The following is a 24,704-nucleotide window of genomic DNA, read 5'->3' on the forward strand; positions in this document are numbered from 1 at the left end:
GGGGCGCGGATCCTCACGCGCCCGCATCGGGGGTATCACCCGACCCGTGAGAGCCGCCCGGCGGAACACCCTCCGCCGGGCGGCTCTCCGCTGTTCACCGGCTCCGCTGTTCACCGGCTCTCCCTGTCACCGGCTGGACGTGCGGTACCGGTGGGTCGCCAGCGGGGCGAACACGGCGATGAGCGCCACCGACCAGAGCAGGCTCGCCGCGACCGGATGCCGCAGCGGCCAGACCGAGCCCGCCGAGGTGGGGTTGCCGAACAGGAGGCGGGCGGCGGCCACGGTCGCGCTCATCGGGTTCCAGTCGGCCACCGGCCGCAGCCAGGCGGGCAGGCCCTCGGTGGGCACGAACGTGTTGGCCAGGAACGTCATCGGGAACAGCCAGCCGAACGTGGCGGCGTCGGCCTGCGCGCCGCTGCGCACGTACAGGCCGATGTAGGTGCCCACCCAGATCATCGCCAGGCCGAACAGCGCCAGCAGCCCGAACGCCGCCGCCGTCTCGCCCGGGGAGCCGTGCGTACGCCATCCGGCCAGCAGCACGGCCGCCGCGACCATGGCGGCCAGCGACAGCAGGTGCATCGACAGGTCGGCCACGCTGCGCCCGCGGCCGTCAGGGCCGAGCAACGGCCAGGTGCCTCAGCGCCGTCTATCTGGAGGAAGCGCCGGAGGTGCACCCCTACGAGTCGGTGTTCGACTACCTCGAAGCCGGTGCGCTGAGTCCGAACGATTCAGCATCTATGCTGATGGAAGTAGTGGAACGCCTCGCGTGACGCGGGTATGGAAGGGTCGCGGATGGAGATCGTGGACACCGATTGGAAGAAGAGTCCGTTCAGTGGCGGCAACGGCAACTGCGTCGAGCTGAGAAGACACAACGGGATGATCGAGGTTCGTGACTCCAAGGACCCAGCCGGCCCGATCCTGTCCTTCACGGATTCCGAGATCCTGGCGTTCCGGCATGGTCTCGGCAGCGGCGCTTTCGATGAGATCGTCGGGCCACTCCCGGCATCCCACGACTGAGGGCGCGGTCAACGCCGGACCTGCTGCGCGATCCACCAAGAGCTTTTGGGAACCCCCTCGGGCCGAGCATCGTACTGCGTGCCTCTGGCCCGCTGGACCCGCCGTAGGGCCACGAGGCGCTGTAGCGGTCAGGGCCTTACCGAATCGTTTCGGAGCCGAACACGCGGGGCCCCTCCAAGATCACAAAAGGGGGGCGGAGGGGCGCACAACGCGGGGAGGGGCCCAGCCCCTCCCGTTCGCTGACCAGCGTAATGCCCTCCCTTTTGTGATCTTGCCCCACGCGTTCAGCACCACCGCAACGATTCGTCAAAGCCCTACAGTCTGCGGCTCCGCACTGCGGCATTTAGGGGTCATACCTTGACAGTCGGCTTGCCCGCCCCGTTGGGGCCGAGCAGCCCGCAGACCGTGCCGGCCGGGACGTCGAGGTCGATGCCCCTGAGCGCCTCCTTGGCCGCGTACCGCTTTCGCAAACCCTCCGCGTAGATCATCGCGAGGCTCCTTGACGGCGTTGAATCTAACAGCGTTAAGGACGCATTGAACGTTGTTAAGCTGTCAACCGTGGCACTTGAGAAGGGCACCATCGTGGCCGCCGCGCTGCGGCTGCTCCAGGAGACCGGGCTCGACGGGCTCACGCTGCGGCGGCTCGCGGCCGAGCTCGGCGTCCAGGCGCCCGCGCTCTACTGGCACTTCAGGAACAAGCAGGAGCTCCTCGACGCGATGGCCGAGGCGATGACCGCCGCCCACATGAACCGCCCCGCTCTCACCGAGCCCGCCGCCTGGCGGGAGTGGGTGAGGGATCATGCCCACCGCGACCGGGCGATGCTCAACTCCCACCGCGACGGCGCCCGGCTGGTGGCCGGCACCCGGCCCTCACCGGTGCTGTTCGAGGTGGTGGAGCGGTCGGTGGTGGCGCTGGAGTCGGCCGGGTTCGCGGTGGCCGACGCGGTGCGCGGGCTGTTCGCGATGAGCGTGTACGTCGCCGGGTTCGTGCTGGAGGAGCAGGCCGACCGGATGCGGCCGGACGCCGACGGGGCCAGGCCGGACATGGCCGCCTTCCGACGGGCCCACCCCCGGCTGACGGCCGGGCTGACGGAGGTGGGCGACCCCCAGGGGGAGCGGTCCTTCGAGGGTGGGCTCGCGCTCATCCTCGACGGCATGCAGGGCCGCCTCGACTGTCAGGAGACCTGCGAGGCGGGGGCCGACCAGGTGTCGCAGGCCGCCGGCGAGACGGCCCGGTAACCCCGCTCCAGCCAGCGGACGCGGTTGGCGCCGATGCCGTGGCTGTGCTCCTCGTCCTCGTCTCCGGCGGCCCTGGTGGCGTCGAGCAGCGCCGTCCAGTCCTGCCGGGTGCGGCTCAGGGACGGCCACACGCTGCCCAGGAACGCGCCCGCCAGGCAGTCGGCCTGGAGCTCGTAGCGCCGGCTCTGCGCGCCCTTGCGCACGCCGAGGAGGCTCTGCACATGATGGCCGTACTCGTGGGCGGCGACCTTGAACGGGTAGAGGTCGGTGCGGCCTTCGATCCAGGCGCCGGTCAGGGGGAAGACGAGGGTGTCGCGGCCGATGCAGTAGAAGGCCGCCGCGTGCTCGGGCCAGGCGAACCCGCACACCTCGCGCACCGGCTCGTCGTAGTAGCGGACGACGGGCTTGCGGAACGTCCGGCCGGTGTGCCTGAGGTACGCGGCCCAGGACTTGTCCAGGCATTTCACGACCGCTGTGAGGTATTCGCGGCTCCTGGGGATCCCGCCGGAGCTCATCGCCGTCTCCGGGCACGCCGACCGGCCGAGCCCGGGCGTCGCGGCCTGCGCGGGCCCCGCCTGGAGGACCGTCGTCCCGGCCGACAGGACTGTCAGGACGGTCAGGATCGTCCGGGCGGCGAGGGTGGTGAGAGCGCGCGGGGCGGGGGAGTGCACGGTGAGCAGCATAAGCCTTCAACCCCCACAAACCACCCAGCCCCGCACCTGAGGGGGAAGGTGGTTGACTTTTCTGCGTGAGTGATGCGGCATTGGTGCTGATTGTCGGAAGTATGGCGGTTTTTGTCGGGGCGGTCGTGCAGGGGAGCGTGGGGTTCGGGCTGGGGCTGGTGGCGGCGCCCGTGCTGACGATGCTCGACCCGAGCCTGATGCCGGGCGCGATCCAGGTGGTCAACATGACCCTGCCGCTGTTCACGCTGGCCGTCGAGTGGCGGCGGGTGGACTGGCGGGGGCTGGGATTCGCGCTGCTCGGCCGGGTTCCCGGCAGCGCCGTCGGCGCCGTCATCGTCGTGTACGTCTCCGTCCAGGCACTCGGCGTGCTGGTCGGCGTGATGGTGCTGCTGGCGGTCGGGCTCACCGCCCGTACGGTCAGCATCGCCCGCAACGGCGCGACGATCACCGGCGCGGGCTTCCTGTCGGGGATCACCGGCACCGCCACGGGCATCGGCGGCCCGCCCCTGGCGCTGGTGTACCAGAGCGCCAGGGGGCCGCAGATCCGGGCCACCCTGGCGATGTTCTTCTTCCTGAGTGCCGCGCAGTCGATCGCCATCCTGGCGTTCGTCGGCCATCTGCCCGCCCGCGCGCTGGCCACGGGCGCGACCCTGATCGTGCCGATGATCCTGGGCTTCCTGGCCTCCGGGCCGCTGCGGCGCTACCTGGACGGCGGCAAGGTACGCACGGCCGTCCTGGTCGTGGCCACGGTGTCCGCGCTGGCCCTGATCACGCAGAGCCTGCTGGCCTGACCCGCCGGGCTACTCGCCGGTCTGCCCGTCGACGGACTCGCGGATGAGGTCGGCGTGGCCGTTGTGCCGGGCGTACTCCTCGATCATGTGGACGAGGATCCAGCGCAGGTGCGGGCGGCGGCCGTCCCGCCAGGGACGCTGGGCGGGCTGGTCGAGCCCGCCCGCGGCCAGCGCCTCGGCGGTCAGGGCGCGGGAGCGGGCCACCGCGTCCCGCCAGAGCGCGCGCAGCTCGCCGGGGGAGTCGTCGGCGGCGGAGTGCCAGTCCCAGTCGGGATCGGCCGTCCAGTCGACGGTGTCCCAGGGGGCGTGCGGGGCGTTCCCGTGCAGCCGGCGGGAGAACCAGTGGTCCTCGACGTAGGCCAGGTGCTTGAGCATGCCGCCGAGCGTCAGCGAGGACGCGGCGGTGGTGGCGCCGAGGCCCGCCGCGTCGAGGCCGGAGCACTTCCACTCCAGGGTGGCCCGCAGGAAGTCGAGGAAGCCCAGGAGGGTCTCGGCCTCGTCGCCCATGAGGGGCGGCTCGGGGCGCCCGTGCTCGTCGAAATCGGTCATGGGCGCGCAGTCTAGCGACCGGGCCCGACAGGTCAACGGGCCGTCGTCCCGACCACGCCCGTGACGTCGGCGACCGCGACGGTCCCGCCGACCCGCGGGGGTGCGGGGGTGCGGGGGCCGATCGGCGCTCGTCTACGCGACGGAGAAGCTTCCCGACCCCGCCGGGACATGGCTGCCGTAGCCCGGCTGGACCGCGACGGACGACCCGAAACAGAACGGGTCGCCGTAGATGCGGACGACCTGATCGGTCTGGTTGTTGAGCACGTGCGCGGCGACGGGCAACTTCGTGCAGCCGCCGGGGTCGTTGTAGATCTCCAGGGGGAGGGGCTCGACCTGGAAGACGACGACCTGGCCGGTCGCGGCCTGGGCGGGCAGGGGCGCGAGAAGCGCGGCGGTCGCGGAGGCGAGGACCACGGTCAGGGCGGCGAGGCGGGCACGGTGGCGCATGGCGGGGTTCCTTTCGTTTCGAGGGCCTCACCATCCTCACGCGCCTCATCCGTCACGCACAGTAACCAAATAGTTACTCTCAGTTACCATTCCGCGCCCCCACGTTTCTGGATTGTTACCGGAAACAACAAACTCCGCTACGGAAGGGTCTTCCAAAGCAGGCCGTGGCGGAATACGTTGCCGCAAACAACATTCATCCGGGCCCCTCCGGAAGAAAGGACCCTGCATCATGCGCAAGGGGATCCTCAGCCTGACCGCCGCGGCGGCGACGCTCGCCCTCGGTCTCACCGCCTGCGGGGGCGAAAGCGGTCAGACCGGTACCACCTCCACCTCCTCCGCCACGGCGGCGCAGTCCGCGAAGGCCGGCAAGATCGGCGTCATCCTTCCGGACAGCAAGTCGTCGGCGCGCTGGGAGACGGCGGACCGCAAGTACCTGGAAGAGGCGTTCAAGGCCGCCGGCGTCCAGTACGACATCCAGAACGCCCAGAATGACAAGACGGCGTTCCAGACCATCGCCGACCAGATGATCACCAACGGGGCCACCGTCCTGATGATCGTCAACCTGGACAGCGGCAGCGGCAAGGCCGTGATCGAGAAGGCCAAGTCGCAGGGCGTGGCCACCATCGACTACGACCGCCTGACCCTGGGCGGCGGCGCCGCCTACTACGTCAGCTTCGACAACACCAAGGTCGGCACGCTCCAGGGCGAGGGCCTGAGCAAGTGCCTGGCCGACAAGAAGGCCGACAAGCCCATCGTCGCCTACCTGAACGGCTCGCCGACCGACAACAACGCGACCCTGTTCAAGAGCGGCTACGACGGCGTGCTCAAGCCCAAGTTCGACTCCGGCGAGTACGTCAAGGGCCCCGACCAGGCCGTGCCCGACTGGGACAACGCCCAGGCCGGGACGATCTTCGAGCAGATGCTCACCCAGCAGCCGAAGATCGCCGGCGTGCTGGCCGCCAACGACGGCCTCGGCAACGCCGCCATCACCGTGCTGAAGAAGCAGAACCTCAACGGCAAGGTGCCGGTCACCGGGCAGGACGCCACGGTCCAGGGCCTGCAGAACATCCTGGTGGGCGACCAGTGCATGACGGTCTACAAGGCGGTCAAGAAGGAGGCCGACGCCGGGGCCAAGCTCGCAGTCGCGCTGGCCAAGGGCGAGAAGCCCACGGCGAGCGCCAGCGTCAAGGACCCCGAGACCAGCCAGGACGTGCCCTCCGAGCTGCTGGACCCGCAGGCCATCACCTTCGACAACGTCAAGGACGTCGTGGCCGACGGTTACGTCACCAAGGAGGAGCTCTGCACCGCCGACTTCGCCAAGAAGTGCACTGAGGCCGGAATTCAATAGCGTGGAAGGGCGCGGCCGAAGGCCATCGGCGCGAGGCCGCGCCCCTCTTTAGGGAGCCCCATGACCCCCCTCCTCGAAGTGCGCGGGATCGACAAGAGCTTCGGTCCGGTGAAGGTGCTGCACGAGGTCGAGTTCTCCGCCTACCCCGGCGAGGTCACGGCGCTCGTCGGCGACAACGGCGCCGGCAAGTCGACGCTGGTCAAGTGCATCGGCGGCATCTACCCCATCGATTCGGGCCAGATCCTCTTCGACGGCCGCCAGGTCACCGTCCACACCCCCCGGGACGCGGGCGAGCTCGGCATCGAGATCGTCTACCAGGACCTGGCGCTCTGCGACAACCTCGACATCGTCCAGAACATGTTCCTCGGCAGGGAACGCAAGAACGGCTTCCTGCTCGACGAGGACAGCATGGAGGAGCTGGCCGAGAAGACCCTCAGCAGCCTGTCCGTGCGTACGGTGAAGTCCATCAGGCAGCAGGTCTCCAGCCTGTCCGGCGGCCAGCGCCAGACCGTCGCGATCGCCAAGGCCGTGCTGTGGAACAGCAAGGTCGTCATCCTCGACGAGCCCACCGCGGCCCTCGGCGTGGCCCAGACGGCGCAGGTGCTCGAACTCGTGCGCAGGCTGGCCGACACGGGCCTGGCGGTCGTCCTCATCTCGCACAACATGAACGACGTGTTCGCCGTCTCCGACCGGATCGCGGCGCTCTACCTCGGCAGGATGGCCGCCCAGGTCAAGACCGCCGACCTGACGCACGCGCAGGTCGTCGAACTGATCACCTCCGGTCGCAGCGGCGAACTCGGCCTCAAGAACGGGGTCACCCCATGAGCAAGGTCAAGGAACTTCCGGGCGAGGCCATCGTCGTCGCCACGCAGTCCCCGTCGATCGCCCACAGCGTGCGCGCGTACTGGGAGCGCGTCCGCGGCGGCGACATGGGCGCGCTGCCCGCCGTGCTCGGCCTGATCGTCCTCTGCACGGTCTTCGCCCTGGCCCGGCCCGCCTTCGTCACCTCGATCAACTTCGCCAACCTGTTCACCCAGGGCGCGAACGTCACGCTCATCGCCATGGGCCTGGTGTTCGTCCTGCTGCTGGGCGAGATCGACCTGTCCGCCGGCTTCGCCAGCGGCGTCTGCGCGGCGGTGCTCGCCGTCACGCTCGCCACCTTCGGCCTGCCCTGGTACGTCTGCGTACTGGCCGCCATCGCCACCGGCGTGCTCATCGGCGTCGTGCTCGGCACGCTGGTGGCCAAGGTCGGCATACCGTCTTTCGTGGTCACGCTGGCCGCCTTCCTGGCCTTCCAGGGCCTGGTCCTGGTGTTGGTCAACGAGGGCACGAACATCTCGGTCCGGGACAGCGTGATCGTCGCCGTCGCCAACAAGAACCTGCCGCCGCTGCTCGGCTGGATCCTGTACGCGGTGTGCGTGGTGGCCTTCGCGGCCGTCCAGCTCCTGCGGGCCAGGAACCGGTCCGCGCGCGGCCTGGTCGCCGACCCACTGTCGCTGATCGCGGCCCGCGTGGGCGCCCTGGCGCTGTTCGGCGGGCTCGCGGTCTACGTGCTCAACCTGGAGCGCAGCCGCAACCCCGCGCTGGTCTCGCTCACCGGCGTGCCGATCGTGGTGCCGGTGATCGTCGTGCTGCTGGTCGTGTGGACGCTCGTGCTGCGGCGCACCGCGTTCGGCCGGCACCTGTACGCGGTCGGCGGCAACACCGAGGCCGCGCGCCGGGCCGGCATCCCGGTCGACCGCATCAAGATCGCGGCGTTCGTGATCTGCTCGTCGATGGCCGCGGTCGGCGGGATCGTGGCCGCCTCCAGGGCCAGCTCGGTCGACCCGAACACGGGCGGCAGCTCGGTGCTGCTGTACGCGGTCGGCGCGGCGGTCATCGGCGGCACCAGCCTGTTCGGCGGCAAGGGACGGGTGCTCGACGCGGTGCTCGGCGGCGCCGTGGTGGCCGTGATCGAGAACGGCATGGGCCTGATGGGCTACGGTGCGAGCGTGAAGTACCTGGTCACGGGGTGCGTCCTGCTGCTCGCCGCGGGCGTCGACGCCCTGGCGCGCAAGCGGGCGGCTGCTGCTGGTCTAAGGTGATCAGCGACCCGCAGCCCCTGAAGGAACCCCAGACGATGCGTGCCGGACCGTCCCAGGAGGACATCAGGCGCCACAATCTCGGCGCGCTGCTTCGCCATGTCCATCTGGGCGGGCCGATCTCGCGCGCCGAGCTGACCTCGAAGATGGGGCTCAACCGCAGCACCATCATGGCGCTGACCTCCGACCTCACCGCCGCCGGCCTGGTGCGGGAGGAACTGCCGCGCGAGACCGGCCGGGCCGGCCGGCCCTCGCTGGTGGTGCGGCCGGAGTCGGCGCGCGTCTACGTGTTCGCGTTCGACGTGGGCCCCGACCGGCTGGTGGCGGCCCGGGTGGGGCTGGGCGGCGTCATCCTCGACCGCCGGGAGACCACCCGCGACCGGGGCACATTCGTCCTCGACGAGCTGGCCGGGGTGCTGTCGGGGTTCGCCAGGCAGATGCGGCGCAAGACGCGCGACGACACCGTGTGCGTCGGCGCCGCCGCCGCCGTGTCCGGCGGGGTGCGCAAGGGCGACGGGGTGGTGACGTTCGGGCCCAACCTGATGGCCCACGACGTGCCGTTCGGCGAGGAGCTGGCCCGCAGGCTGGGGCTCGGGCTGCCGGTCAGCGTGGGCAACGACGCCAACCTGGCGGCCCTGGCCGAGCACAGTCGCGGCCTCGGCGTGGGCGTGCGCGACCTCATCTGCCTGCACGGCGACGTGGGCATCGGCGGCGGCATCATCACCGGCGGCCACCTGCTCGGCGGCTTCGACGGCTACGGCGGCGAGGTCGGCCACATGGTCGTCAACCCCGGCGGGCGCGAGTGCTCCTGCGGCTCGCACGGCTGCCTGGAGGCCGAGGTGGGGGAGCGGGCGCTGCTGGAGCTGGCCGGCCGCTTCGGGCCCGGCCAGCACGGCCGCGACGCGGTGCGGGCCGTGGTCGACGCGGCCGACCGGGGCGACATCGTCGCGCAGGAGGCGCTGAGCCGGGTCGGCGACTGGCTCGGGCTGGGCGTGGCGAACCTGGTCAACATCTTCAACCCGGAGATGGTCATCTTCGGGGGCATGCTGCGGGAGGTCTACCTCGGCTCGGCGGCGCAGGTCCGCACCCGGCTGGCGCTGCACGCCATGGCCCCCCAGCGCGAGCACGTACGGCTGCGCACCTCGGCGCTCGGCGACCACGTGACCCTGGTCGGGGCGGCCGAGCTGGCCTTCGCCCACGTGCTGGCCGACCCGCTGGAGGTGCTGGCCCGGGTCAGCTCCTAGCGCACCCGGTCCTTCGCGGCCGTCCAGGTGTCGCAGGCGGCGGTGGTGCCCTCGCGGTAGCCGCGGTTCTGCCAGTAGGCCAGGTTGCGCGGGCGTCCGTGGATCTTGCTGTAGTCCGCCCGGCGGACGGCGTCCAGCCAGTCGCGCCAGCTGACGTCGGGTCTGATCGAGGTGAGCGCGGCGCTGTAGAAGACGCCGGCGAAGCACTCGGCCTGCATCTCCAGCCGGTGGCTGAGCACGGTGCGCGCTCCCGTGGAGGCGGGCCAGTACAGGGCGTTCTGCGCGTCCAACACGCCGGTGAGCTGCTGGACGTGGTGTCCCCACTCGTGCGCGACGGAGTGCGCGACGTTCATCCGGAACGGGTCGTTCAGGTCGTGCTTCATGATGCGGATGACGATCGTGCGCTGCGCCGGGCAGTACTGCGCGCCGTTGACGGTGATCCGGCCGCAGACGGAGTCGCCGCCCGTGGTGACGGTGACCTCGGGCGGGGTGTAGGTCAGGCCCGCGGCCGCGAACCGGCCGGCCCAGAAGCGGTCGGCGCATGCGGCCATGGCCCGGTGGAAGGACTTGAGCGAGGCGGCGCTGCCCGCCCTGATGGCGGGGACCTTGCACGACAGGCGTTCCCGCGCGACGACCGGCGCGGCCGACAGTCCCCCTCGCGCCGGCCTGCCCGCCGCGGCGGCCGGAGCCGGCAGCAGAAGATCCGCGATCATGCACATGGCAAGCGCCATGAGGGGAATGCGCACGATCGCGGATCTTAGAGGAGTTTGTGCGGGTTCGGGCTAGCGGACCTTGCCCTTGGAGGCGGTCCAGGTGTTGCAGGAGCCCGCCGTCTTGCCGGTGAAGCCGCGCTTGAGCCAGTACGCGACGTTGGCGTCCGTGCCGTGGGTCTGGTCGGCCGACGAGCGCGTCTTCACGCCGATCGCGCTCAGGTCCAGGCTGTGCGAGCTCCTGAGCAGGGAGTCGAACTCCTGCTGGCTGCGGCCCAGGGAGTCCCAGACGCTGCCCATGAAGACCCCGGCGTAGCACTCGGCCTGCAGCTCGGTACGGCGGACCGGCTCCAGGTCACGCGGGTTGTCCAGGACGTACTCGCCGCGCTTGTTGTGCCGGAGCATGCCGGTGAGTTTCTGGACGTGGTGCCCGTACTCGTGGGCCACGACCAGCATCAGCACCGGGTCCGACGGCTCCTCGACGACGTTCGGGCTGAGCAGGAGGGTCATCGTCTTGTTGACCGGGCAGTACAGGGCCTGCGCGCCCTCGGGGAAGCCGCCGCATCCCGTCGGAGTGCCCAGCTTGGTGGTCACCCTGAACTTCGGCTTGCTGAAGGCGAAGCCCGCCTGCTTGAGCTTCGGGGCCCAGGCCTGGTTCAGGCAGCCGAGCACCGCGTCGAAGTAGACCCGCGCCTCGTCCTCGGTCCCGGACTGGACCGGCGGCTCCTCGCACGTCTTGAGCGCGAGCCGGCCGGTCTTGTAGATCGGGTTCTTCGTCAGGACCGGCTTGTTTGCCGGGGCGGCCGCGGCCGCGTGGGCCGTACCGGCGACGAAAACGCTCGCCAGGGCACCGGCAATGATCGCCAATCGGGGGGTACGCATGGGAAGGCACACTACAAAAGAGGGGGTTCCAGGTAAAGCGGAAACGCCCGACGTCACTGGACGTTTCGTGCAGCCGCCGCCCACGTGTTGCAGGCGCCCGGCGCGCCCCGGTTGAAGCCCCTGGTCATCCAGGCCGCCTGCGTCGGGCCCTTGCCGTGGTCGTTCTGCGGCCAGCCCTTGGCGCCGTTCTTGTAGAACCACTGGACCGTGTAGTCCCAGTCGGACTGGTTCACCAGGTCGGTGCCCTTCATCGTGCTCATGAAGACGGCGGAGAAGCACTCGGCCTGCAGTTCGGACTTGCGCGAGAGCTGGAGGCGCCCGGCCTTGCCCGCGGTGGACCTGGCCGTCCAGTAGTAGTTCCAGATGCCGCTGGCCTGCTGGACGTGGTGGCCGTACTCGTGGGCGATCAGGCGGCTGATGCCCAGCGGGAACGGGTTGCGGAGCTGGTCACGGCTGATCATCAGGTACATCGTGCGGTCGGTGGAGCAGTAGACGCCGTCCGCGCCGGTGTTCCAGGCGCCGCAGGGGGTCCGCACCTTCTTGGTGATGATCCGCAGGCGCGGCTTGCTGAACGGCATGCGGGCCTTGCGGAACTGGGTGGCCCACGCCTTGTTCAGGCAGTTCGTCACGCGGGTCAGGAAGCGGCGGTAGGCGATCATGCTGCCCGCGGGCAGGGCGCCCGGCGCGCAGTTCACGTCGACGAGCCTGCCGGTCCTGTAGAGCGGGTTCGCCGTTGCCTGCGCCCGGCCGCCGGGCGCGGCCGCGCCGCCGCTGCGAGCCGCGGCGCCGGCGGGCGGGGAGGCGAGTTTCTGGGCCTGGCTGACCGGCGCACGCTCGGCCGAGGTCGTGGCGACGTCGGAGAGCACGAGCACGAGGGAGGCGGCGGCCATGGCGAGTGCGAGGGCAGCGGCGACCAAAGCCGCGATCCTGCCTTTAGGGAGGGAGTTCATATGTCCGGAAAGACTAGGTCAAGATCGGACATAAGTGGGTGGATTTGACTCGATGGAGTCAGTGAGACGTCGGCGAACTAGACTCTTCTGCGTCGTCGAAAAGGAACAGACGGCGAACGAGGCAGAGGGGAGTCGCATCCGTGAGCGGGTTGCTGGGCTCGATTGAGGGACCGCACGACGTCAAACGACTCGCTGTCGAGGAGCTGCCGCGGCTCGCGGGGGAGGTCCGTGACCTGCTGGTCGACTCCTGCGCCAGGTTCGGCGGCCACCTGGGGCCGAACCTGGGGGTGGTCGAGCTCACCATCGCACTCCACCGCGTCTTCGACTCCCCGCACGACCCCGTGATCTGGGACACCGGCCACCAGGCGTACGTGCACAAGCTCCTCACCGGCCGCGCGGCCGGCTTCGAGGCGCTCAAGCAGGAGGGCGGCCTGTCCGGCTACCCGAGCCAGGCCGAGTCCGAGCACGACTTCGTCGAGAACTCCCACGCCTCCACCGCGCTGTCCTACGCCGACGGCCTGGCCAAGGCGTTCAAGCTGCGCGGCGAGCGCGAGCGCACGGTCGTCGCGGTGATCGGCGACGGCGCGCTCACCGGCGGCATGGCCTGGGAGGCGCTCAACAACATCGCCGCGATCAAAGACCTGCCCGTCGTGATCGTGGTCAACGACAACGGCCGCTCCTACTCCCCGACCATCGGCGGCCTGGCCTCCCACCTGTCCTCGCTGCGCGTCAACCGCCGCTACGAGGACATGCTCGAGTACGTCAAGGACAAGCTCGGGAACGTTCCGGTCATCTACGACGCCCTCCACGGCTTCAAGAAGGGCGTCAAGGACGTCCTGGCCCCGCAGGTCATGTTCGAGGACCTCGGCATGAAGTACGTCGGCCCGATCGACGGCCACGACGAGCAGGCCATGGAGGCGGCGCTGCGCAAGGCCCGCGCCTTCCGCGGCCCGGTCATCGTCCACGCCCTCACCCAGAAGGGCCGCGGCTACACCCCCGCCGAGAACCACGACGAGGACCAGTTCCACTCGCCCGGCGCCTTCGACCGCGCCACCGGCGCCGAGAAGCCCAAGCCCCGCATCTGGACCAACGTCTTCAGCGAGGAGCTGGTCAGGCTCGGCAAGGAGCGTGAAGACCTGGTCGCCATCACCGCGGCCATGCTCCACCCCACCGGCCTCAACGCCTTCGCCGACGCCTTCCCCGACCGCATCTACGACGTCGGCATCGCCGAGCAGCACGCGCTGACCAGCGCCGCCGGTCTCGCGCTCGGCGGCCTGCACCCGGTCGTGGCCGTCTACGCCACGTTCCTCAACCGGGCCTTCGACCAGCTCCTGATGGACGTCGCCCTGCACCGGCTCCCGGTCACCGTCGTCCTCGACCGGGCCGGCGTCACCGGCGACGACGGCGCCAGCCACAACGGCATGTGGGACCTGTCGATCCTCCAGGTCGTGCCCGGCCTGCGGATCGCGGTGCCGCGCGACGGCGACCGCGTCACCGAGCTGCTGCGCGAGGCCGTGGAGGTCTCCGACGGGCCGACCGTGCTGCGCTTCCCCAAGGGCCCGGTGGCCGAGCCCCTGGAGGCCGTGGGCCGCCTGGGCGAGATGGATCTGCTGCGCGCCGCCGAGGGGGAGCCCGACGTGCTGCTGGTGGGCGTCGGCCCGATGGCGCACGTGTGCATGGAGGCGGCCGTCCTGCTCGACGCGCAGGGCATCTCGGCCACCGTGGTCGACCCGCGCTGGGTCAAGCCGCTCGACGAGGCGCTGACGCTGGCCGCCGGCGCCCACAAGCTGGTCGCCGTGGTCGAGGACAACGGCCGCGTGGGCGGCGTGGGCGACGCCGTGGCCCGCCTGCTCCGCGACGCCGACGTCGACGTCCCGGTGCGCACCTTCGGCATCCCGCAGGAGTTCCTCGACCACGCCAAGCGGGCCGCGATCCTCGGCCGCATCGGCCTGACCGGCCAGGACCTCGCGCGCCAGATCACCGAGGCCGTCGCCAGGCGGACCTCTCGCGTGGAGCAGCCCGTCCGCCGTTGAGCACCCGGCGGACCACGGCGGTGATCGCCAGCATGGCGACCACCGCCGCGCCCGCCACGGGCAGCAGCAGGCCCGCGTCCCGCCGCGCCACCTGCCCGGCCACCGCCCCCAGCACGATGTACGTGCTCACCCACGCCGTGCTGCCCAGCAGCGCCCACGGCATGAACCGGCGGTAGGGCATGCCCACCGCGCCCGCCACGGCCGGCGTCAGCGTGTGCACCATCGGCAGGAAGTAGGCCAGCGCCAGCGCCCAGCCGCTGCGCCGCAGGATCTGCTCCGCGCGGGTCCAGCGTTCCTCGCCGACGCGCCGGCCGAGCCTGCTCCGGCGCAGGCGGGGACCGTACCGGCGGCCCAGCCAGTGGCCGCCCGTCGCGCCCAGGAGGCAGGCCAGCACGCCGGTGCCGATCAGCGCCAGCGTCTCGGGCACGCTGCCCGCCGTGGCGCCCGCGACGAGCAGCAGACCGTCGCCGGGCGTGATCAGGCCGATCCCGACCGAGGCGTCCAGGGTCAGGAAGACCAGGACGAGCGACAACACCACCGCCACGTCCTGCCTGGCCAGCGTGTCCAGCAGATCGTCGAACATGATGCGGGTCCGCTACCCCCGGCGAGGCGCTTCACCGGGAGGCCCGGCGGGAGCGCATGATCACGGAGGGTCTGGGAAGGATCGCTGATCGTGGACATCTTTCGCACGAAGAGCGTCGAACAGTCGATCCGCGACACCGAAACGCCCGAGCACCAGCTGCGAAAGCGCCTGACCGCCATGGACCTGATGGTCTTCGGCATCGGCGTGATCGTCGGCACCGGGATCTTCGTGCTGACCGGCCAGGTGGCCAAGGAGGTGGCGGGGCCGGCGGTCGCGGTCTCGTTCGTCGTGGCGGCCGTCGTGTGCGGCCTGGCGGCGCTGTGCTACGCCGAGTTCGCCTCCACCATCCCCGTGGCCGGGTCCGCCTACACCTTCTCCTTCGCCACCCTCGGCGAGTTCCCCGCGTGGGTGATCGGCTGGGACCTGATCCTGGAGCTGGCGCTGGCCGCGGCCGTGGTGGCGGTCGGCTGGTCGGGCTACTTCGCCTCGATGCTCGACTCGGTCGGCCTCCACCTGCCGCCGTCCATCGCGGGTGACGATCCCGTGGTCAACGTGCCCGCGGTGGTCATCGTGCTGATCCTCACCGCGATCCTGGTGGCCGGGATCAAGATCTCCTCGCGGGTCAACCTGATCCTGGTGATCACCAAGATCGCGGTGGTGCTGCTGGTCATCGTGGCCGGGCTGTTCTTCGTCAAGGCCGCCAACTACACGCCGTTCATCCCCGAGCCGGTGACCACGCCGCGGGTCGAGGGCCTGAAGGCGCCGCTGATCCAGGTGCTGTTCGGCGTCTCGCCCGTCGCGTTCGGCGTGATCGGCATCTTCTCGGCCGCGGCCATCGTGTTCTTCGCCTTCATCGGCTTCGACATCGTGGCCACCGCCGCCGAGGAGACCGTGCGCCCGCAGCACGACGTGCCGCGCGGGATCATCGGCTCGCTGGCCGTCTGCACGGTCCTCTACGTCGCCGTCTCGCTGGTCGTGGTCGGCATGCAGCCGTACCGGCAGCTGAGCACGAGCGCGCCGCTGTCGGACGCGTTCACCGCCGTCGGCCAACCCTGGCTGGCCACGATCATCAGCGTGGGCGCCATCGCCGGACTGACGACCGTGGTGCTGGTGCTGCTGCTCGGGCAGACCCGGGTGTTGTTCGCCATGTGCCGCGACGGACTGCTGCCGCGCCGGCTGGCCGTGGTCCACCCCACCTTCGGCACGCCCGCCAGGCTCACCATCCTCATCGGCCTGGTGACCATGGCGCTGGCCGGGTTCGTGTCGTTCGGGGAGCTGGCCGAGCTGGTGAACATCGGCACGCTGTTCGCGTTCATGGTGGTCTCGATCGGCGTGATCGTGCTCCGGCGCACCCGGCCGGACCTGGAGCGGGCCTTCCGGGTGCCGCTGGTGCCGCTGCTGCCGATCCTGTCGGTGCTGGCCTGCCTCTACCTGATGCTCAACCTGCCGCTGGAGACCTGGCTCAGGTTCGTCGTGTGGATGGTGATCGGCGTGGTCGTCTACTTCACCTACGGCTACCGTCACAGCAGGCGGGGCGCCGCCGTGGCCGGCGACTGAGACGGCGGGGGATGGGCCGGCCGCCCACCCCCCTGCTCGCTCAGATCGCCAGGAGCGTTCCGAGGCCCGCCTTCATCGTGCAGGCGTTGGTGTAGACCTTGCCCCACTTGACGGTCTTGTCGTACCACTTGCCGAGGATCATGACGGCACGCGGCTCCACCTCCTTGCCGCAGGCCGCGGCCGCCTTCGGCGAGACGTTGATCTTGGCCGGGTCGCCGTTCACCTTACGCAGGAGCTGGCAGGCCGCGTGGGCGGAGGGGTGGGTGCCGCCGTCGGGGCTGCAGTTGAGCCAGGCGCCCTTGGTGGGACCGTTCTTCACCGCGACGGTGACCTTGAGGACGACCTTGGGGGTACGCGGCGCCGCCAGGGAGGGCGACGACGCGCCCAGCACGAGGGCTCCGCACAGAGCGATCGTGCCGACTGCTCGCATCATGGTTACTCTCCGTTCGTAGGACGGCACAGTACGCTACGGCGAAGACGGCCATGACGTACGGAGACCCGCCGGGCGGGCCTCCGTAAAATCACGCGGGCAGCGAAGCCACACCGGGCGGAAGGAACCGAGGCTGGGCGATCCCCGACCTGTCCAGATAAGGCGTGATGCCACCCAGATGGAACGGCCAGCCGGCGCCCAGGATCATGCACAGGTCGATGTCCTGCGGCCCGGCGACGACGCCCTCGTCCAGCATGATCCGGATCTCCCGGGCCAGCGCCCCGAGCACGCGCTCGCGGACCTGCACGGCCGTGGACGGCGACGTGCCGCCGGCGAACAGGGCCACCGCCTCCGGGTCGAGCGAGAAGTCCGGACGGTAGACGCCGGGCTTGCCCGAGGCGACCAGCTTGGCCATGTTCTCCGAGACGCCGAAGCGCTCGGGGAAGGCCGCGTGCAGCGTCTCGGCCACGTGCAGGCCGACGGCCGGGCCGACGAGCTGCAGCAGCGCGAACGGCGTCATGGGCAGCCCGAGCCCGTCGAGCGCATGCTCGGCGACCTCCAGCGGCGTGCCCTCGTCCACGGCGGCCACGACCTCGCCCATGAAGCAGGTCAGCAGCCGGTTGACCACGAACGCCGGAGCGTCCTTGACCAGCACGGACGACTTCTTCAGCGACTTGCCGACCGCGAACGCCGTGGCCAGCGTGGCGTCGTCGGTCGAGGCGCCCCTGATGATCTCCAGCAGCGGCATCACGGCGACGGGGTTGAAGAAGTGGAACCCGACCAGCCGCTCGGGGTGGGCCAGCCCGGCGCCCATCTCGGTGAGCGAGAGCGAGGAGGTGTTGGTGGCGAGCACGCACTCGGCCGAGACCACGGCCTCGACCTCGGCGAACACCTGCTTCTTGACCGCCATGTCCTCGAAGACGGCCTCGATCACGAAGTCGGCGTCGGCGAAGGCGTCCTTGGTCAGCGAGCCGGTGACCAGGGACCTGAGCCGGTTGGCCTGGTCGCCCGAGACGCGGCCCTTGCCCAGCAGCTTGTCGACCTCGGCGTGGACGTACCCGACGCCCTTGTCCAGGCGGGACTGGTCGAGGTCGGTCAGGACGACCGGGACCTCCAGGCGGCGGGCGAACAGCAGCGCCATCTGCGAGGCCATCAGCCCGGCGCCCACGACGCCGACCTTGGTGACCTTGCGGGCCAGCGACCTGTCCGGCGCGCCCGCGGGCCGCTTGGCGCGGCGCTGGACCAGGTCGAAGGAGTAGAGCCCGGCCCGCAGCTCGTCGCCCGTCAGCAGGTCGGCCAGCGCCTCGGTCTCGGCGGCGAAGCCCTCGTCGCGCGTGGCGGTCGCGGCCAGCGCGATCAGGTCGAGCGCCCGGTAGGGGGCGGGGGAGGCGCCGCGCAGCTTCATGTCCACCAGGAAGCGCGCGTCGGCGACGGCCTTGTCCCAGCCGTCGTGCTCCTGCCGCTCGACGGTGACCTCGCCCTTGACCACGCGGGCGGCCCAGCGCAGCGACTCCTCCAGGAAGTCGGCCGGCTCGAACATCGCGTCCGCGACGCCCAGCTTGTACGCGTCGCCGCCCTTGATCATGCGGTTCTGCGACAGCGGGTTCTCGATGATCAGCTTGATCGCGTTCGCCGGGCCGATCAGGCGGGGGAGGAGCTGCGTGCCGCCCCAGCCCGGCACCAGGCCGAGGGAGCACTCGGGCAGCGCCACCGCGGGCACGCCGGAGGAGATCGTCCGGTACGCGCAGTGCAGCGCGATCTCCAGGCCGCCGCCCATGGCCGCGCCGTTCACGAACGCGAACGTCGGGATCGGCAGCTCGCCCAGCCTGCGGAAGACGTGGTGGCCCAGCGCGCCGATGGCCTGGGCCTCCTCGCGCGAGGCCACGGCCGCCGCGCCCTTGAGGTCGGCGCCGACGGCGAAGATGAACGGCTTGCCCGTGACGCCCACGGCGGCCAGGTCGGTGCGCGCGGCGATCTGCGACAGGGCCTCCTCCAGCGCGAACAGGCCGTGCGGGCCGAAGGTGTTGGGCTTGGTGTGGTCGAAGCCGTTGTCCAGCGTGATCAGGGCCATCGTGCCCGCCCCGCCGGGCAGCGGCACGTCGCGCACCAGGGCCTTGGTGACGACCTCGTCGGTGTTGCGCCCGCTCAGCAGCGCGCGCCAGGTCTCGATGTCGCTCATGCCAGGTTCTCCCAGATCACAGTGCCGCCCATGCCCATGCCGACGCACATGGTGGTGATGCCGTACCGCACGTCGGGCCGCTCGCCGAACTGGCGGGCGAGCTGCGTCATGAGCCGTACGCCCGAGGAGGCCAGCGGGTGGCCGAAGGCGATCGCGCCGCCGTACGGGTTGACGCGCTGGTCGTCGTCGGCGATGCCGAAGTGCTCCAGGAAGGCCAGCACCTGGACGGCGAACGCCTCGTTGATCTCGAACAGGCCGATGTCGCCGATGGACAGCCCGGCCAGGCGCAGCGCCCGCTCGGTGGACGGGATCGGGCCCACGCCCATCACCTCGGGGTCCACGCCCGCGAACGCGTAGGAGACCAGGCGCATCTTCGGCGTCAGGCCCAGCTCGCCGGCGACGTCACGGGCGGCCATGATGCAGCCGGTGGCGCCGTCGTTGATGCCGGAGGAGTTGCCCGCGGTGACGTTGCCGTGCGGGCGGAAGGGCGTCTTGAGCGCGCCCAGCGCCTCCATCGTGGTGCCGGGGCGCGGCGCCTCGTCCTCGGCGGCCAGGCCCCAGCCCTTCTCGGCCGTCCTGATCGCGGTGGGGACGAGGTCGGGCTGGATCTTGCCGTCGGCGTACGCCTTGGCCGCCTTCTCCTGCGAGAGCACCGCGTAGGCGTCGGCGCGCTCCTTGGAGATCGACGGGTAGCGGTCGTGCAGGTTCTCGGCGGTCATGCCCATGACCAGCGCGCTCGGGTCGACCAGCTTCTCCGACAGGAAACGCGGGTTGGGGTCCACGCCCTCGCCCATGGGGTGGCGGCCCATGTGCTCGACGCCGCCGGCGATGGCCACGTCGTACGCGCCGAAGGCGATGCCGCCCGCGACCGTGGTGACCGCGGTCATGGCGCCCGCGCACATGCGGTCGATCGCGTAGCCGGGCACGCTCTTGGGCAGACCGGCCAGCACCGCCGCCGAACGGCCGATGGTCAGGCCCTGGTCGCCGATCTGGGTCGTCGCGGCGATGGCCACCTCGTCCACGCGCTCGGGAGGCAGACCGGGGTTGCGCCGGACGAGCTCGCGGATGACGCGGACGACCATGTCGTCGGCGCGGGTCTCCGCGTACAGTCCCTTCGGCCCTGACCTGCCGAAGGGCGTGCGTACGCCGTCGACGAACACGACGTCACGAGAGGAAGGCACGGATTCGCTCCTCGTTCTTGGATGGGGTTCCGCGGCCTATGCTACTCGTCGGTAACTACTCCGCAGACGAGGGCGGCGGTCAGCAGCGCGTAAATGATCGGCATGGGCGGCTCCCAGAGGTGAGCGCGGGCTCCGAGCAGGGCGGCGACCGCCACGGCCGCGCCCGTCCAGAGCGCCGCGCCCCCTCGTGGACGCGCGCCCCGGCCGGGATCCCACGGATCGCCAGGTGATCCTCCCGGACGACCGGCACGCGCCACTATCCCCAGGGCGTCCCGTGCCCACCAGATGAGGAACGACACCCCGGCGGCCAGGCCGATCACCAGGGCGGCCTCGACGGCCCAGCTCAGGGCGTCGGCGAAGGCGTACAGGGCGGCCGCCCTGAACTGGCCGGGAGAGGTGCCGCCGAGCAGCAGCAGCACCGCCCAGCCGCACGCGACGGCGAGCCGGCTCAGCGGACGCCGCCGGGCCGAAGGCGGCACGGCGAACAGCTCGCGCTCGCGACGGCGCACCACGCGCGCCCGCGCGCTCCAGACGAGCTGGGTGGCCACCAGGACGGGCAGCGCGATCGCGTACGCCGCCAGCGACAGCACGGCGAGCGGTAACGTCTGCTCTCTGGTCGGCGCCCGGTCGGCGAGTATCTGGGCCGTGGCCAGCAGCGCGATCGAGCCGGTGAGCGCGACGAAGACGGCCCGGCGGGCGGTTCGGGCCGCGGCGCGCAGCCCGGCCAGCGCCTCGGCGCCTGGAGGGGGCGCCATCTCGGTCAGAAGCATGGACGTCATGATGGCGTCATGGACCGTAGTGACGCCCCGGATTCGTGTGGTTCGGCTGGAACCCTCGGCGGACGCGTCCCTTGGAGGCTGTCATCGGGTGAAATCTGCGACATTCCGTATAAACGGCGGAATGTCAGTATGCTGCGCGTCACACCAGAGGGGGCCGCGCTCTGCGAGGGGCGCGCGGGGTGCGTCCTGTCGAGGGCGCGCGTAGAGGGGGGCGCGTGAGCGAGGGCCGGAGAGCGGCGGAACGGCCGCAGCATCGCCCCCACCGACACCTGGACCGGCCTCCGGGGCGCGCGCGGCGGATCACGCCGCTGGCGTGGGTGAGCATGGCGCTGACGTTCGTGCTGGTCGCGGTCACGCTGGGCGGGTACGCGTACTACCTCAGCCTCGACAACGGGATCCCGCGCATTCCTGTGAACGCCGGGCCGTCGCGGCCGCCCGAGACCGGCGCGCTCAACGTGCTGCTCGTCGGCTCGGACTCGCGTGAGGGCGACAACAAGAAGTACGGCGCGAAGTCGCAGGGCCTCGGCGAGCGCACCGACACGATCATGATGCTGCACATCTCTCCGGACCGGGACAAGGCCACCATGATCAGCTTCCCCCGGGACACCATGGTCATGATCCCGCAGTGCCAGAGCCACAGCGGCGCGACGCTGGCCGGCGGACTGCGCCAGATCAACTCCGCCTTCAACGACGGCGGCATCGACTGCACGGTCCGGACGCTCGAATCGCTCACCAACATCAAGATCAACCACATCGTGAAGGTGGACTTCACCGGCTTCAAGGGCATCGTCGACGCCATCGGCGGCATCGAGATCTGCCTGCCCAAGGCGGTCAACGACCCCAAGGCCAAGCTCCAGCTCAGCGCGGGCAAGCACGTGGTCTCCGGCGAGCAGGCCCTCGGGTACGTGCGCACCCGCTACGCCCTCGGCGACGGCAGCGACCTCGGCCGGATCCAGCGCCAGCAGGTCTTCCTCACCAAGGTGCTGGACAAGATCACCGACGGCGGGCTGCTCACCGACCCCGTCAAGGCCAACGCGTTCCTCAGGGCCGGGGTCAAGGCCGTCACCCTGGACGACAAGCTCACACTGCCGCGGATGCTGGAGATCGCGGGCAGCGTCAAGGGGCTGACCGCCAAGGAGCTCAAGGGCATCACCGTGCCCGTGGAGGCGTACCCGGCCGACAAGAACCGGGTTCAGCTCAAGCAGCCGGACGCCCGGAACTTCTTCGAGGCCGTGCGCTCCGACGTCGAGGTGAGCGCGCCCTCGACCGCCGCCAAGCCCAAGGTCGAGAACGAGCGGGTGCGCGTCCAGGTGCTCAACGGCACGACCGAGGTGGGCAAGGCCGGTCAGGTGGCCGACGAGCTGGCCGACCAGGGTTTCGCCGTCGTCCAGGTCGGCAACGCCGCGCCGGTGGCCACCACGTCGATCCGGTACGCGAGGAAGGACGCCGACAACGGGATCGCCTACGGGGACGCGGTGGCCGCCCGGCTGTCGAAGGACAAGCGCACGCCGGTGGCGGGCAAGGTCGCCCCGGTGAACCCCAAGCCGTACGCGACCAAGGTCACCCCGCTGCCCGACGGGCCGATCGTGCAGCTCGTCATCGGGGCCGACTGGCCGGGCGTGCGCGTGGTGTCGGCGATCCCGGGCTCGCTCAAGGACAAGGTGGTCGACTCCACCACGAACCCCTGCCTGTGAGGGCGGCGGCCTAAAGGTCTTCGGACAGGAGCAGGCCGACCAGGCCGGGGAAGCGGGCGTCGAGGTCGTCGCGGCGCAGCCGGATGAACAGCTTGCGGCCCTCCGGGCGCTGGCGGATGACGCCGGCCTCGCGCAGCACCCGCCAGTGGGCGGTCAGCGTCGACTTCGGCACGTCGGCCACGACCTCGCCGCAGAACAGCTCGTCCCCCGAGGCCAGCGCGCGCACGATCTTGGCGCGTACGGGATGGCCGAGCGCGGCGAGGACCTCCACCAACTGGATCTGGTCACGCGACGGGTGCAGCATGCGGCCATTGTACGGACAACGCGAACGATGATTTGACGGGCATTGTTCGTATGTACGAGGATTGCGTACTCATCTGGTCACGGGGAGGGTGCGGTGTTCGATGTCGTCGTGGTGGGTGGCGGGCCCGTGGGCATGTTGCTCGCCGCCGAGCTGGGCCTTCAGGGGGTGCGGCCGCTGGTGCTCGAACGGCTCCCCGTGCCGAGCGGCCAGTCCAAGGCCGGGACGCTGCACGCGGGCGCGGCCCAGAGCCTCGACCGGCGCGGGCTGCTGGAGGCGGTGGGTCGTACCACGTACGGGAGCGTGCGCTTCCACTTCTCCGGCATGTTCGGGCTCGACCTCGGGGCGGTGTCGGACGGCGGGCCGAGCATCGTGGGCAGCCCGCAGGCGTGGGCCGAGCAGGTGTTCGCGCGCCGCGCGGCGGCCCTGGGGGCGGAGATCAGGCGCGGAGCTGCTGCGCGGCGGCCGGGCGCTGCTGCTGGACCTCGCCGGGCGCGACGACCTGGTGGCGGCGGCCGCCCCTTGGGCGGACCGGCTGGAGGTCGTACGGGGGAGCGCGGAGCACGACGCCGAGGCGCTGCTCGTGCGGCCCGACGGGTATACGGCCTGGACGTCGGGGGCGCGGGGCCATTCGCTGGAGGCGGCGCTGAATCGCTGGCTGGGGCGAATGTGACGGAGAGTAACTTTAGGGAAACAAGTGAAATTTCCGGACAAGTCTGTTAAGAAAGGTCGCGGTCCGTATTCAGAGCTAGAGAGGGTCCATCGTGGCGCGCGACGAGAACGACAGGCCGTACGAGGATGGGCAGGGTAGTAAGTCGTTAAATCCGGAGATGACCGGAGATGTGCTGTCCCCCCGGTGGAGCACCGAGGACACCGACGAGCAGCCCGCCATCCAGGTCTCCGGCAACGAGACCTACATCCTCACGCCCGGCCAGGCCGCGCAGCCCGTCGAACCCCCGGTGACCTCGGCCGCCGCGCCGCACGACGTGCTGGACGGCCCCAGCGGCGCGCACGACGTGCTGGACGGCCCCAGCGGCGCGCACGACGTGCTGGACGGCCCCAGCGGCGCGCACGACGTCGTGGGCGGGGGGGCGAGCGGTCCCCACGAGGTTCTGAGCGGTCCCCACGAGGTTCTGAGCGGTCCCCATGAGGCCCTGAGCGGGCCGCACGAGACGCTGATCGGGCCGTACGAGGGCGCGAGCGGGCCGCACGCCGTCCTCGGGGCGGACGCGCCCGACGCCGCCACCGGCGACCACGCCACCGACGACGACCTGCCCTACCTGCCGCTGGACCAGGGCTTCAAGCCCGAGCGCGACGACGACGCGGGCGGGACGAAGCGCGGCTTCCTCGGCTCGGGCTGGACCGACGACACCGACGAACGCCGTGGCGAGCGGGAGGTGCGCCGGCGTACCAGGGTGCTGGTGCTGGCGGCCGTCGCGGTGGTGCTGGTCGGTGCCGGGGCGGGCTGGCTGCTCACCGGCACCTCCTCCGACGACCCCTGTGAGGTCGCCCGCTGCGCGGGCGCGAGCGAGGTCAGTGCCCCGCCGCAGACCGCGCTCCCGGAGGAGACCGAGGCGGCCACCCCCGAGCCCGAGGTTACGGACACCGCCGAGCCGACCGTGTCCGAGACCGTAACCCCCACCCCCGTGGCCCGCCGCCCCCGTCCCACCCGCGAACCCTCGGCGCGGCCCACCACCCCCGCCCGCGAGAGCCGCCCGACGGCCACGCCCGACGACGAGGTCACCCACGGCACGCGCGGCGGCATGAACGAGACCTCCGACGGCGCCCCCGAGGACGCGGCCGAGGCGCCCGCCACCAAGAAGCCGGAGCGGCAGGAGACCAGCGCCCCCACGCAGGCGCCGCCCCCCACCCAGCAGGAGCAGCCAGCGCCCGCGCCGAGCGAGAAGAAGGGCCTGTTCGACATCCTGTTCCCCTGGGCGTGAGGCGCCCGGCCCCGCCCGTCTGAGCACGGCGCGCGGGTTCTGTCGCCGCCGGGGCCGGGCGTGCGAGGATGCGGAGCCAGGTC

25 protein-coding genes and 2 pseudogenes are annotated in these 24,704 nt (G+C 71.1%); 13 read left to right on the forward strand and 14 right to left on the reverse strand.

Annotated elements, in window-relative coordinates:
• Positions 1 to 126: 126 nt before the first annotated feature.
• On the reverse strand, positions 127 to 624 hold the full coding sequence (locus ACIHAD_RS07200; protein ID WP_397353453.1) for an ABC transporter permease: 498 nt from the start codon (positions 622 to 624) through the stop codon (positions 127 to 129).
• A gap of 168 nt (positions 625 to 792) precedes the next feature.
• Between ACIHAD_RS07200 and ACIHAD_RS07205 the strand changes: the two genes are divergently transcribed.
• Positions 793 to 1,017, forward strand: coding sequence for a DUF397 domain-containing protein (locus tag ACIHAD_RS07205; protein ID WP_397353454.1), 225 nt, complete (start codon positions 793 to 795; stop codon positions 1,015 to 1,017).
• 362 nt (positions 1,018 to 1,379) lie between these two features.
• On the opposite strand, the pseudogene ACIHAD_RS07210 reads toward ACIHAD_RS07205, so the two are convergent.
• Positions 1,380 to 1,505, reverse strand: a pseudogene (locus tag ACIHAD_RS07210) (daunorubicin/doxorubicin resistance ABC transporter ATP-binding protein DrrA); the annotation flags it as partial.
• 70 nt (positions 1,506 to 1,575) lie between these two features.
• On the opposite strand from ACIHAD_RS07210, the gene ACIHAD_RS07215 reads away from it, so the two are divergent.
• Complete coding sequence (locus ACIHAD_RS07215) at positions 1,576 to 2,256, forward strand: TetR/AcrR family transcriptional regulator C-terminal domain-containing protein (protein WP_397353455.1); 681 nt, start codon at positions 1,576 to 1,578, stop codon at positions 2,254 to 2,256.
• Here ACIHAD_RS07215 and ACIHAD_RS07220 read toward each other — a convergent pair.
• Positions 2,193 to 2,939 carry a neutral zinc metallopeptidase gene (locus ACIHAD_RS07220; RefSeq protein ID WP_397353456.1) on the reverse strand — a complete coding sequence of 249 codons (747 nt, stop codon included), beginning with the start codon at positions 2,937 to 2,939 and terminating at the stop codon, positions 2,193 to 2,195. The two genes, ACIHAD_RS07215 and ACIHAD_RS07220, sit on opposite strands and share 64 nt — an antisense overlap.
• A gap of 101 nt (positions 2,940 to 3,040) precedes the next feature.
• Between ACIHAD_RS07220 and ACIHAD_RS07225 the strand changes: the two genes are divergently transcribed.
• Entirely contained in the window at positions 3,041 to 3,730 is a 690-nt protein-coding gene (locus tag ACIHAD_RS07225) for a sulfite exporter TauE/SafE family protein (protein WP_397353457.1), read from the forward strand.
• A 9-nt stretch (positions 3,731 to 3,739) separates the two neighbouring features.
• Here ACIHAD_RS07225 and ACIHAD_RS07230 read toward each other — a convergent pair whose 3' ends face one another.
• Positions 3,740 to 4,279, reverse strand: a complete 540-nt coding sequence (locus ACIHAD_RS07230; RefSeq protein WP_397353458.1) for a DinB family protein — start codon at positions 4,277 to 4,279, stop codon at positions 3,740 to 3,742.
• 132 nt (positions 4,280 to 4,411) lie between these two features.
• Entirely contained in the window at positions 4,412 to 4,726 is a 315-nt protein-coding gene (locus tag ACIHAD_RS07235; RefSeq protein WP_397353459.1) for a hypothetical protein, read from the reverse strand.
• Between the two features lie 229 nt (positions 4,727 to 4,955).
• On the opposite strand from ACIHAD_RS07235, the gene ACIHAD_RS07240 reads away from it, so the two are divergent.
• From ACIHAD_RS07240 to ACIHAD_RS07255, 4 genes are read left to right on the forward strand one after another with little or no spacing between them, the layout of a single operon-like run.
• On the forward strand, positions 4,956 to 6,074 hold the full coding sequence (locus tag ACIHAD_RS07240; protein WP_397353460.1) for a sugar ABC transporter substrate-binding protein: 1,119 nt from the start codon (positions 4,956 to 4,958) through the stop codon (positions 6,072 to 6,074).
• 60 nt (positions 6,075 to 6,134) lie between these two features.
• Positions 6,135 to 6,899 (forward strand): ATP-binding cassette domain-containing protein, encoded by a 765-nt coding sequence (locus ACIHAD_RS07245; RefSeq protein ID WP_357965035.1) that lies wholly within the window; start codon positions 6,135 to 6,137, stop codon positions 6,897 to 6,899.
• Positions 6,896 to 8,158 (forward strand): sugar ABC transporter permease, encoded by a 1,263-nt coding sequence (locus ACIHAD_RS07250; protein WP_397353461.1) that lies wholly within the window; start codon positions 6,896 to 6,898, stop codon positions 8,156 to 8,158. The genes ACIHAD_RS07245 and ACIHAD_RS07250 overlap by 4 nt, the downstream gene beginning before the upstream one ends.
• Before the next feature lie 35 nt (positions 8,159 to 8,193).
• Complete coding sequence (locus ACIHAD_RS07255) at positions 8,194 to 9,399, forward strand: ROK family protein (protein WP_397353462.1); 1,206 nt, start codon at positions 8,194 to 8,196, stop codon at positions 9,397 to 9,399.
• Here the strand turns inward: ACIHAD_RS07255 and ACIHAD_RS07260 are convergent.
• Genes ACIHAD_RS07260 through ACIHAD_RS07270 form a run of 3 tightly spaced genes read right to left on the reverse strand, consistent with a single transcriptional unit; the run spans position 9,396 to position 11,908 of the window.
• A complete protein-coding gene (locus ACIHAD_RS07260; protein ID WP_397353463.1) occupies positions 9,396 to 10,145 on the reverse strand; it encodes a neutral zinc metallopeptidase in 750 nt (249 codons plus the stop codon). The genes ACIHAD_RS07255 and ACIHAD_RS07260 overlap by 4 nt on opposite strands.
• A 36-nt stretch (positions 10,146 to 10,181) precedes the next feature.
• Positions 10,182 to 10,991 (reverse strand): neutral zinc metallopeptidase, encoded by an 810-nt coding sequence (locus ACIHAD_RS07265; RefSeq protein ID WP_397353464.1) that lies wholly within the window; start codon positions 10,989 to 10,991, stop codon positions 10,182 to 10,184.
• Between the two features lie 53 nt (positions 10,992 to 11,044).
• Positions 11,045 to 11,908, reverse strand: a complete 864-nt coding sequence (locus ACIHAD_RS07270) for a neutral zinc metallopeptidase (protein WP_397353465.1) — start codon at positions 11,906 to 11,908, stop codon at positions 11,045 to 11,047.
• A 182-nt stretch (positions 11,909 to 12,090) separates the two neighbouring features.
• Between ACIHAD_RS07270 and dxs the strand changes: the two genes are divergently transcribed.
• Positions 12,091 to 13,974: a 1-deoxy-D-xylulose-5-phosphate synthase gene (gene dxs, locus ACIHAD_RS07275; protein ID WP_397353869.1), complete on the forward strand. Its 1,884-nt coding sequence runs from the start codon at positions 12,091 to 12,093 to the stop codon at positions 13,972 to 13,974.
• On the opposite strand, the gene ACIHAD_RS07280 is transcribed toward dxs, so the two are convergent.
• Complete coding sequence (locus ACIHAD_RS07280) at positions 13,919 to 14,557, reverse strand: DedA family protein (RefSeq protein ID WP_397353467.1); 639 nt, start codon at positions 14,555 to 14,557, stop codon at positions 13,919 to 13,921. The two genes, dxs and ACIHAD_RS07280, sit on opposite strands and share 56 nt — an antisense overlap.
• Positions 14,558 to 14,647: 90 nt before the next feature.
• Here ACIHAD_RS07280 and ACIHAD_RS07285 point away from each other — a divergent pair, with 90 nt between their 5' ends.
• Positions 14,648 to 16,114: an amino acid permease gene (locus ACIHAD_RS07285; RefSeq protein ID WP_397353468.1), complete on the forward strand. Its 1,467-nt coding sequence runs from the start codon at positions 14,648 to 14,650 to the stop codon at positions 16,112 to 16,114.
• Between the two features lie 40 nt (positions 16,115 to 16,154).
• Here the strand turns inward: ACIHAD_RS07285 and ACIHAD_RS07290 are convergent, their stop codons facing one another.
• From ACIHAD_RS07290 to ACIHAD_RS07305, 4 genes are all read right to left on the reverse strand, one after another.
• Positions 16,155 to 16,547, reverse strand: coding sequence for an SSI family serine proteinase inhibitor (locus tag ACIHAD_RS07290; RefSeq protein WP_397353469.1), 393 nt, complete (start codon positions 16,545 to 16,547; stop codon positions 16,155 to 16,157).
• A gap of 88 nt (positions 16,548 to 16,635) precedes the next feature.
• Positions 16,636 to 18,723, reverse strand: a complete 2,088-nt coding sequence (locus ACIHAD_RS07295; RefSeq protein WP_397353470.1) for a 3-hydroxyacyl-CoA dehydrogenase NAD-binding domain-containing protein — start codon at positions 18,721 to 18,723, stop codon at positions 16,636 to 16,638.
• On the reverse strand, positions 18,720 to 19,883 hold the full coding sequence (locus tag ACIHAD_RS07300) for a thiolase family protein (protein ID WP_397353870.1): 1,164 nt from the start codon (positions 19,881 to 19,883) through the stop codon (positions 18,720 to 18,722). Before ACIHAD_RS07300 ends, ACIHAD_RS07295 begins: the two co-directional genes overlap by 4 nt.
• A gap of 62 nt (positions 19,884 to 19,945) precedes the next feature.
• Positions 19,946 to 20,674 (reverse strand): hypothetical protein, encoded by a 729-nt coding sequence (locus ACIHAD_RS07305; protein ID WP_397353471.1) that lies wholly within the window; start codon positions 20,672 to 20,674, stop codon positions 19,946 to 19,948.
• Positions 20,675 to 21,006: 332 nt separating this feature from the next.
• On the opposite strand from ACIHAD_RS07305, the gene ACIHAD_RS07310 reads away from it, so the two are divergent.
• On the forward strand, positions 21,007 to 22,377 hold the full coding sequence (locus tag ACIHAD_RS07310) for an LCP family protein (RefSeq protein WP_397353472.1): 1,371 nt from the start codon (positions 21,007 to 21,009) through the stop codon (positions 22,375 to 22,377).
• A gap of 10 nt (positions 22,378 to 22,387) precedes the next feature.
• Here the strand turns inward: ACIHAD_RS07310 and ACIHAD_RS07315 are convergent, their stop codons facing one another.
• Positions 22,388 to 22,681: an ArsR/SmtB family transcription factor gene (locus tag ACIHAD_RS07315; RefSeq protein ID WP_397353473.1), complete on the reverse strand. Its 294-nt coding sequence runs from the start codon at positions 22,679 to 22,681 to the stop codon at positions 22,388 to 22,390.
• A 132-nt stretch (positions 22,682 to 22,813) separates the two neighbouring features.
• On the opposite strand from ACIHAD_RS07315, the pseudogene ACIHAD_RS07320 reads away from it, so the two are divergent.
• From ACIHAD_RS07320 to ACIHAD_RS07330, 3 genes and pseudogenes are all read left to right on the forward strand, one after another.
• Positions 22,814 to 23,071: pseudogene (locus tag ACIHAD_RS07320) on the forward strand (FAD-dependent monooxygenase); the annotation flags it as partial.
• A gap of 85 nt (positions 23,072 to 23,156) precedes the next feature.
• Positions 23,157 to 23,351 carry a hypothetical protein gene (locus tag ACIHAD_RS07325; protein WP_397353871.1) on the forward strand — a complete coding sequence of 65 codons (195 nt, stop codon included), beginning with the start codon at positions 23,157 to 23,159 and terminating at the stop codon, positions 23,349 to 23,351.
• Between the two features lie 157 nt (positions 23,352 to 23,508).
• The gene (locus ACIHAD_RS07330) at positions 23,509 to 24,621 is read left to right on the forward strand and encodes a hypothetical protein (protein ID WP_397353474.1); all 1,113 of its coding nucleotides are present in this window, start codon (positions 23,509 to 23,511) and stop codon (positions 24,619 to 24,621) included.
• Positions 24,622 to 24,704: the final 83 nt, after the last annotated feature.

This window comes from Nonomuraea sp. NPDC052265, from assembly GCF_044547985.1.
GTDB lineage: Bacteria > Actinomycetota > Actinomycetes > Streptosporangiales > Streptosporangiaceae > Nonomuraea.

Bases quoted from the DNA above. Each gene is read 5' to 3' on its own strand.
- ACIHAD_RS07280 (WP_397353467.1), bottom strand. From the start codon at position 14,557: ATGTTCGACGATCTGCTGGACACGCTGGCCAGGCAGGACGTGGCGGTG.
- ACIHAD_RS07310 (WP_397353472.1), top strand. From the start codon at position 21,007: ATGGCGCTGACGTTCGTGCTGGTCGCGGTCACGCTGGGCGGGTACGCG.
- ACIHAD_RS07220 (WP_397353456.1), bottom strand. From the start codon at position 2,939: ATGCTGCTCACCGTGCACTCCCCCGCCCCGCGCGCTCTCACCACCCTC.
- ACIHAD_RS07235 (WP_397353459.1), bottom strand. From the start codon at position 4,726: ATGCGCCACCGTGCCCGCCTCGCCGCCCTGACCGTGGTCCTCGCCTCC.
- ACIHAD_RS07230 (WP_397353458.1), bottom strand. From the start codon at position 4,279: ATGACCGATTTCGACGAGCACGGGCGCCCCGAGCCGCCCCTCATGGGC.
- ACIHAD_RS07290 (WP_397353469.1), bottom strand. From the start codon at position 16,547: ATGATGCGAGCAGTCGGCACGATCGCTCTGTGCGGAGCCCTCGTGCTG.
- ACIHAD_RS07240 (WP_397353460.1), top strand. From the start codon at position 4,956: ATGCGCAAGGGGATCCTCAGCCTGACCGCCGCGGCGGCGACGCTCGCC.
- ACIHAD_RS07265 (WP_397353464.1), bottom strand. From the start codon at position 10,991: ATGCGTACCCCCCGATTGGCGATCATTGCCGGTGCCCTGGCGAGCGTT.
- ACIHAD_RS07315 (WP_397353473.1), bottom strand. From the start codon at position 22,681: ATGCTGCACCCGTCGCGTGACCAGATCCAGTTGGTGGAGGTCCTCGCC.
- ACIHAD_RS07250 (WP_397353461.1), top strand. From the start codon at position 6,896: ATGAGCAAGGTCAAGGAACTTCCGGGCGAGGCCATCGTCGTCGCCACG.
- ACIHAD_RS07295 (WP_397353470.1), bottom strand. From the start codon at position 18,723: ATGAGCGACATCGAGACCTGGCGCGCGCTGCTGAGCGGGCGCAACACC.
- ACIHAD_RS07245 (WP_357965035.1), top strand. From the start codon at position 6,135: ATGACCCCCCTCCTCGAAGTGCGCGGGATCGACAAGAGCTTCGGTCCG.
- ACIHAD_RS07225 (WP_397353457.1), top strand. From the start codon at position 3,041: ATGGCGGTTTTTGTCGGGGCGGTCGTGCAGGGGAGCGTGGGGTTCGGG.
- ACIHAD_RS07255 (WP_397353462.1), top strand. From the start codon at position 8,194: ATGCGTGCCGGACCGTCCCAGGAGGACATCAGGCGCCACAATCTCGGC.
- ACIHAD_RS07305 (WP_397353471.1), bottom strand. From the start codon at position 20,674: ATGCTTCTGACCGAGATGGCGCCCCCTCCAGGCGCCGAGGCGCTGGCC.
- ACIHAD_RS07205 (WP_397353454.1), top strand. From the start codon at position 793: ATGGAGATCGTGGACACCGATTGGAAGAAGAGTCCGTTCAGTGGCGGC.
- ACIHAD_RS07330 (WP_397353474.1), top strand. From the start codon at position 23,509: ATGACCGGAGATGTGCTGTCCCCCCGGTGGAGCACCGAGGACACCGAC.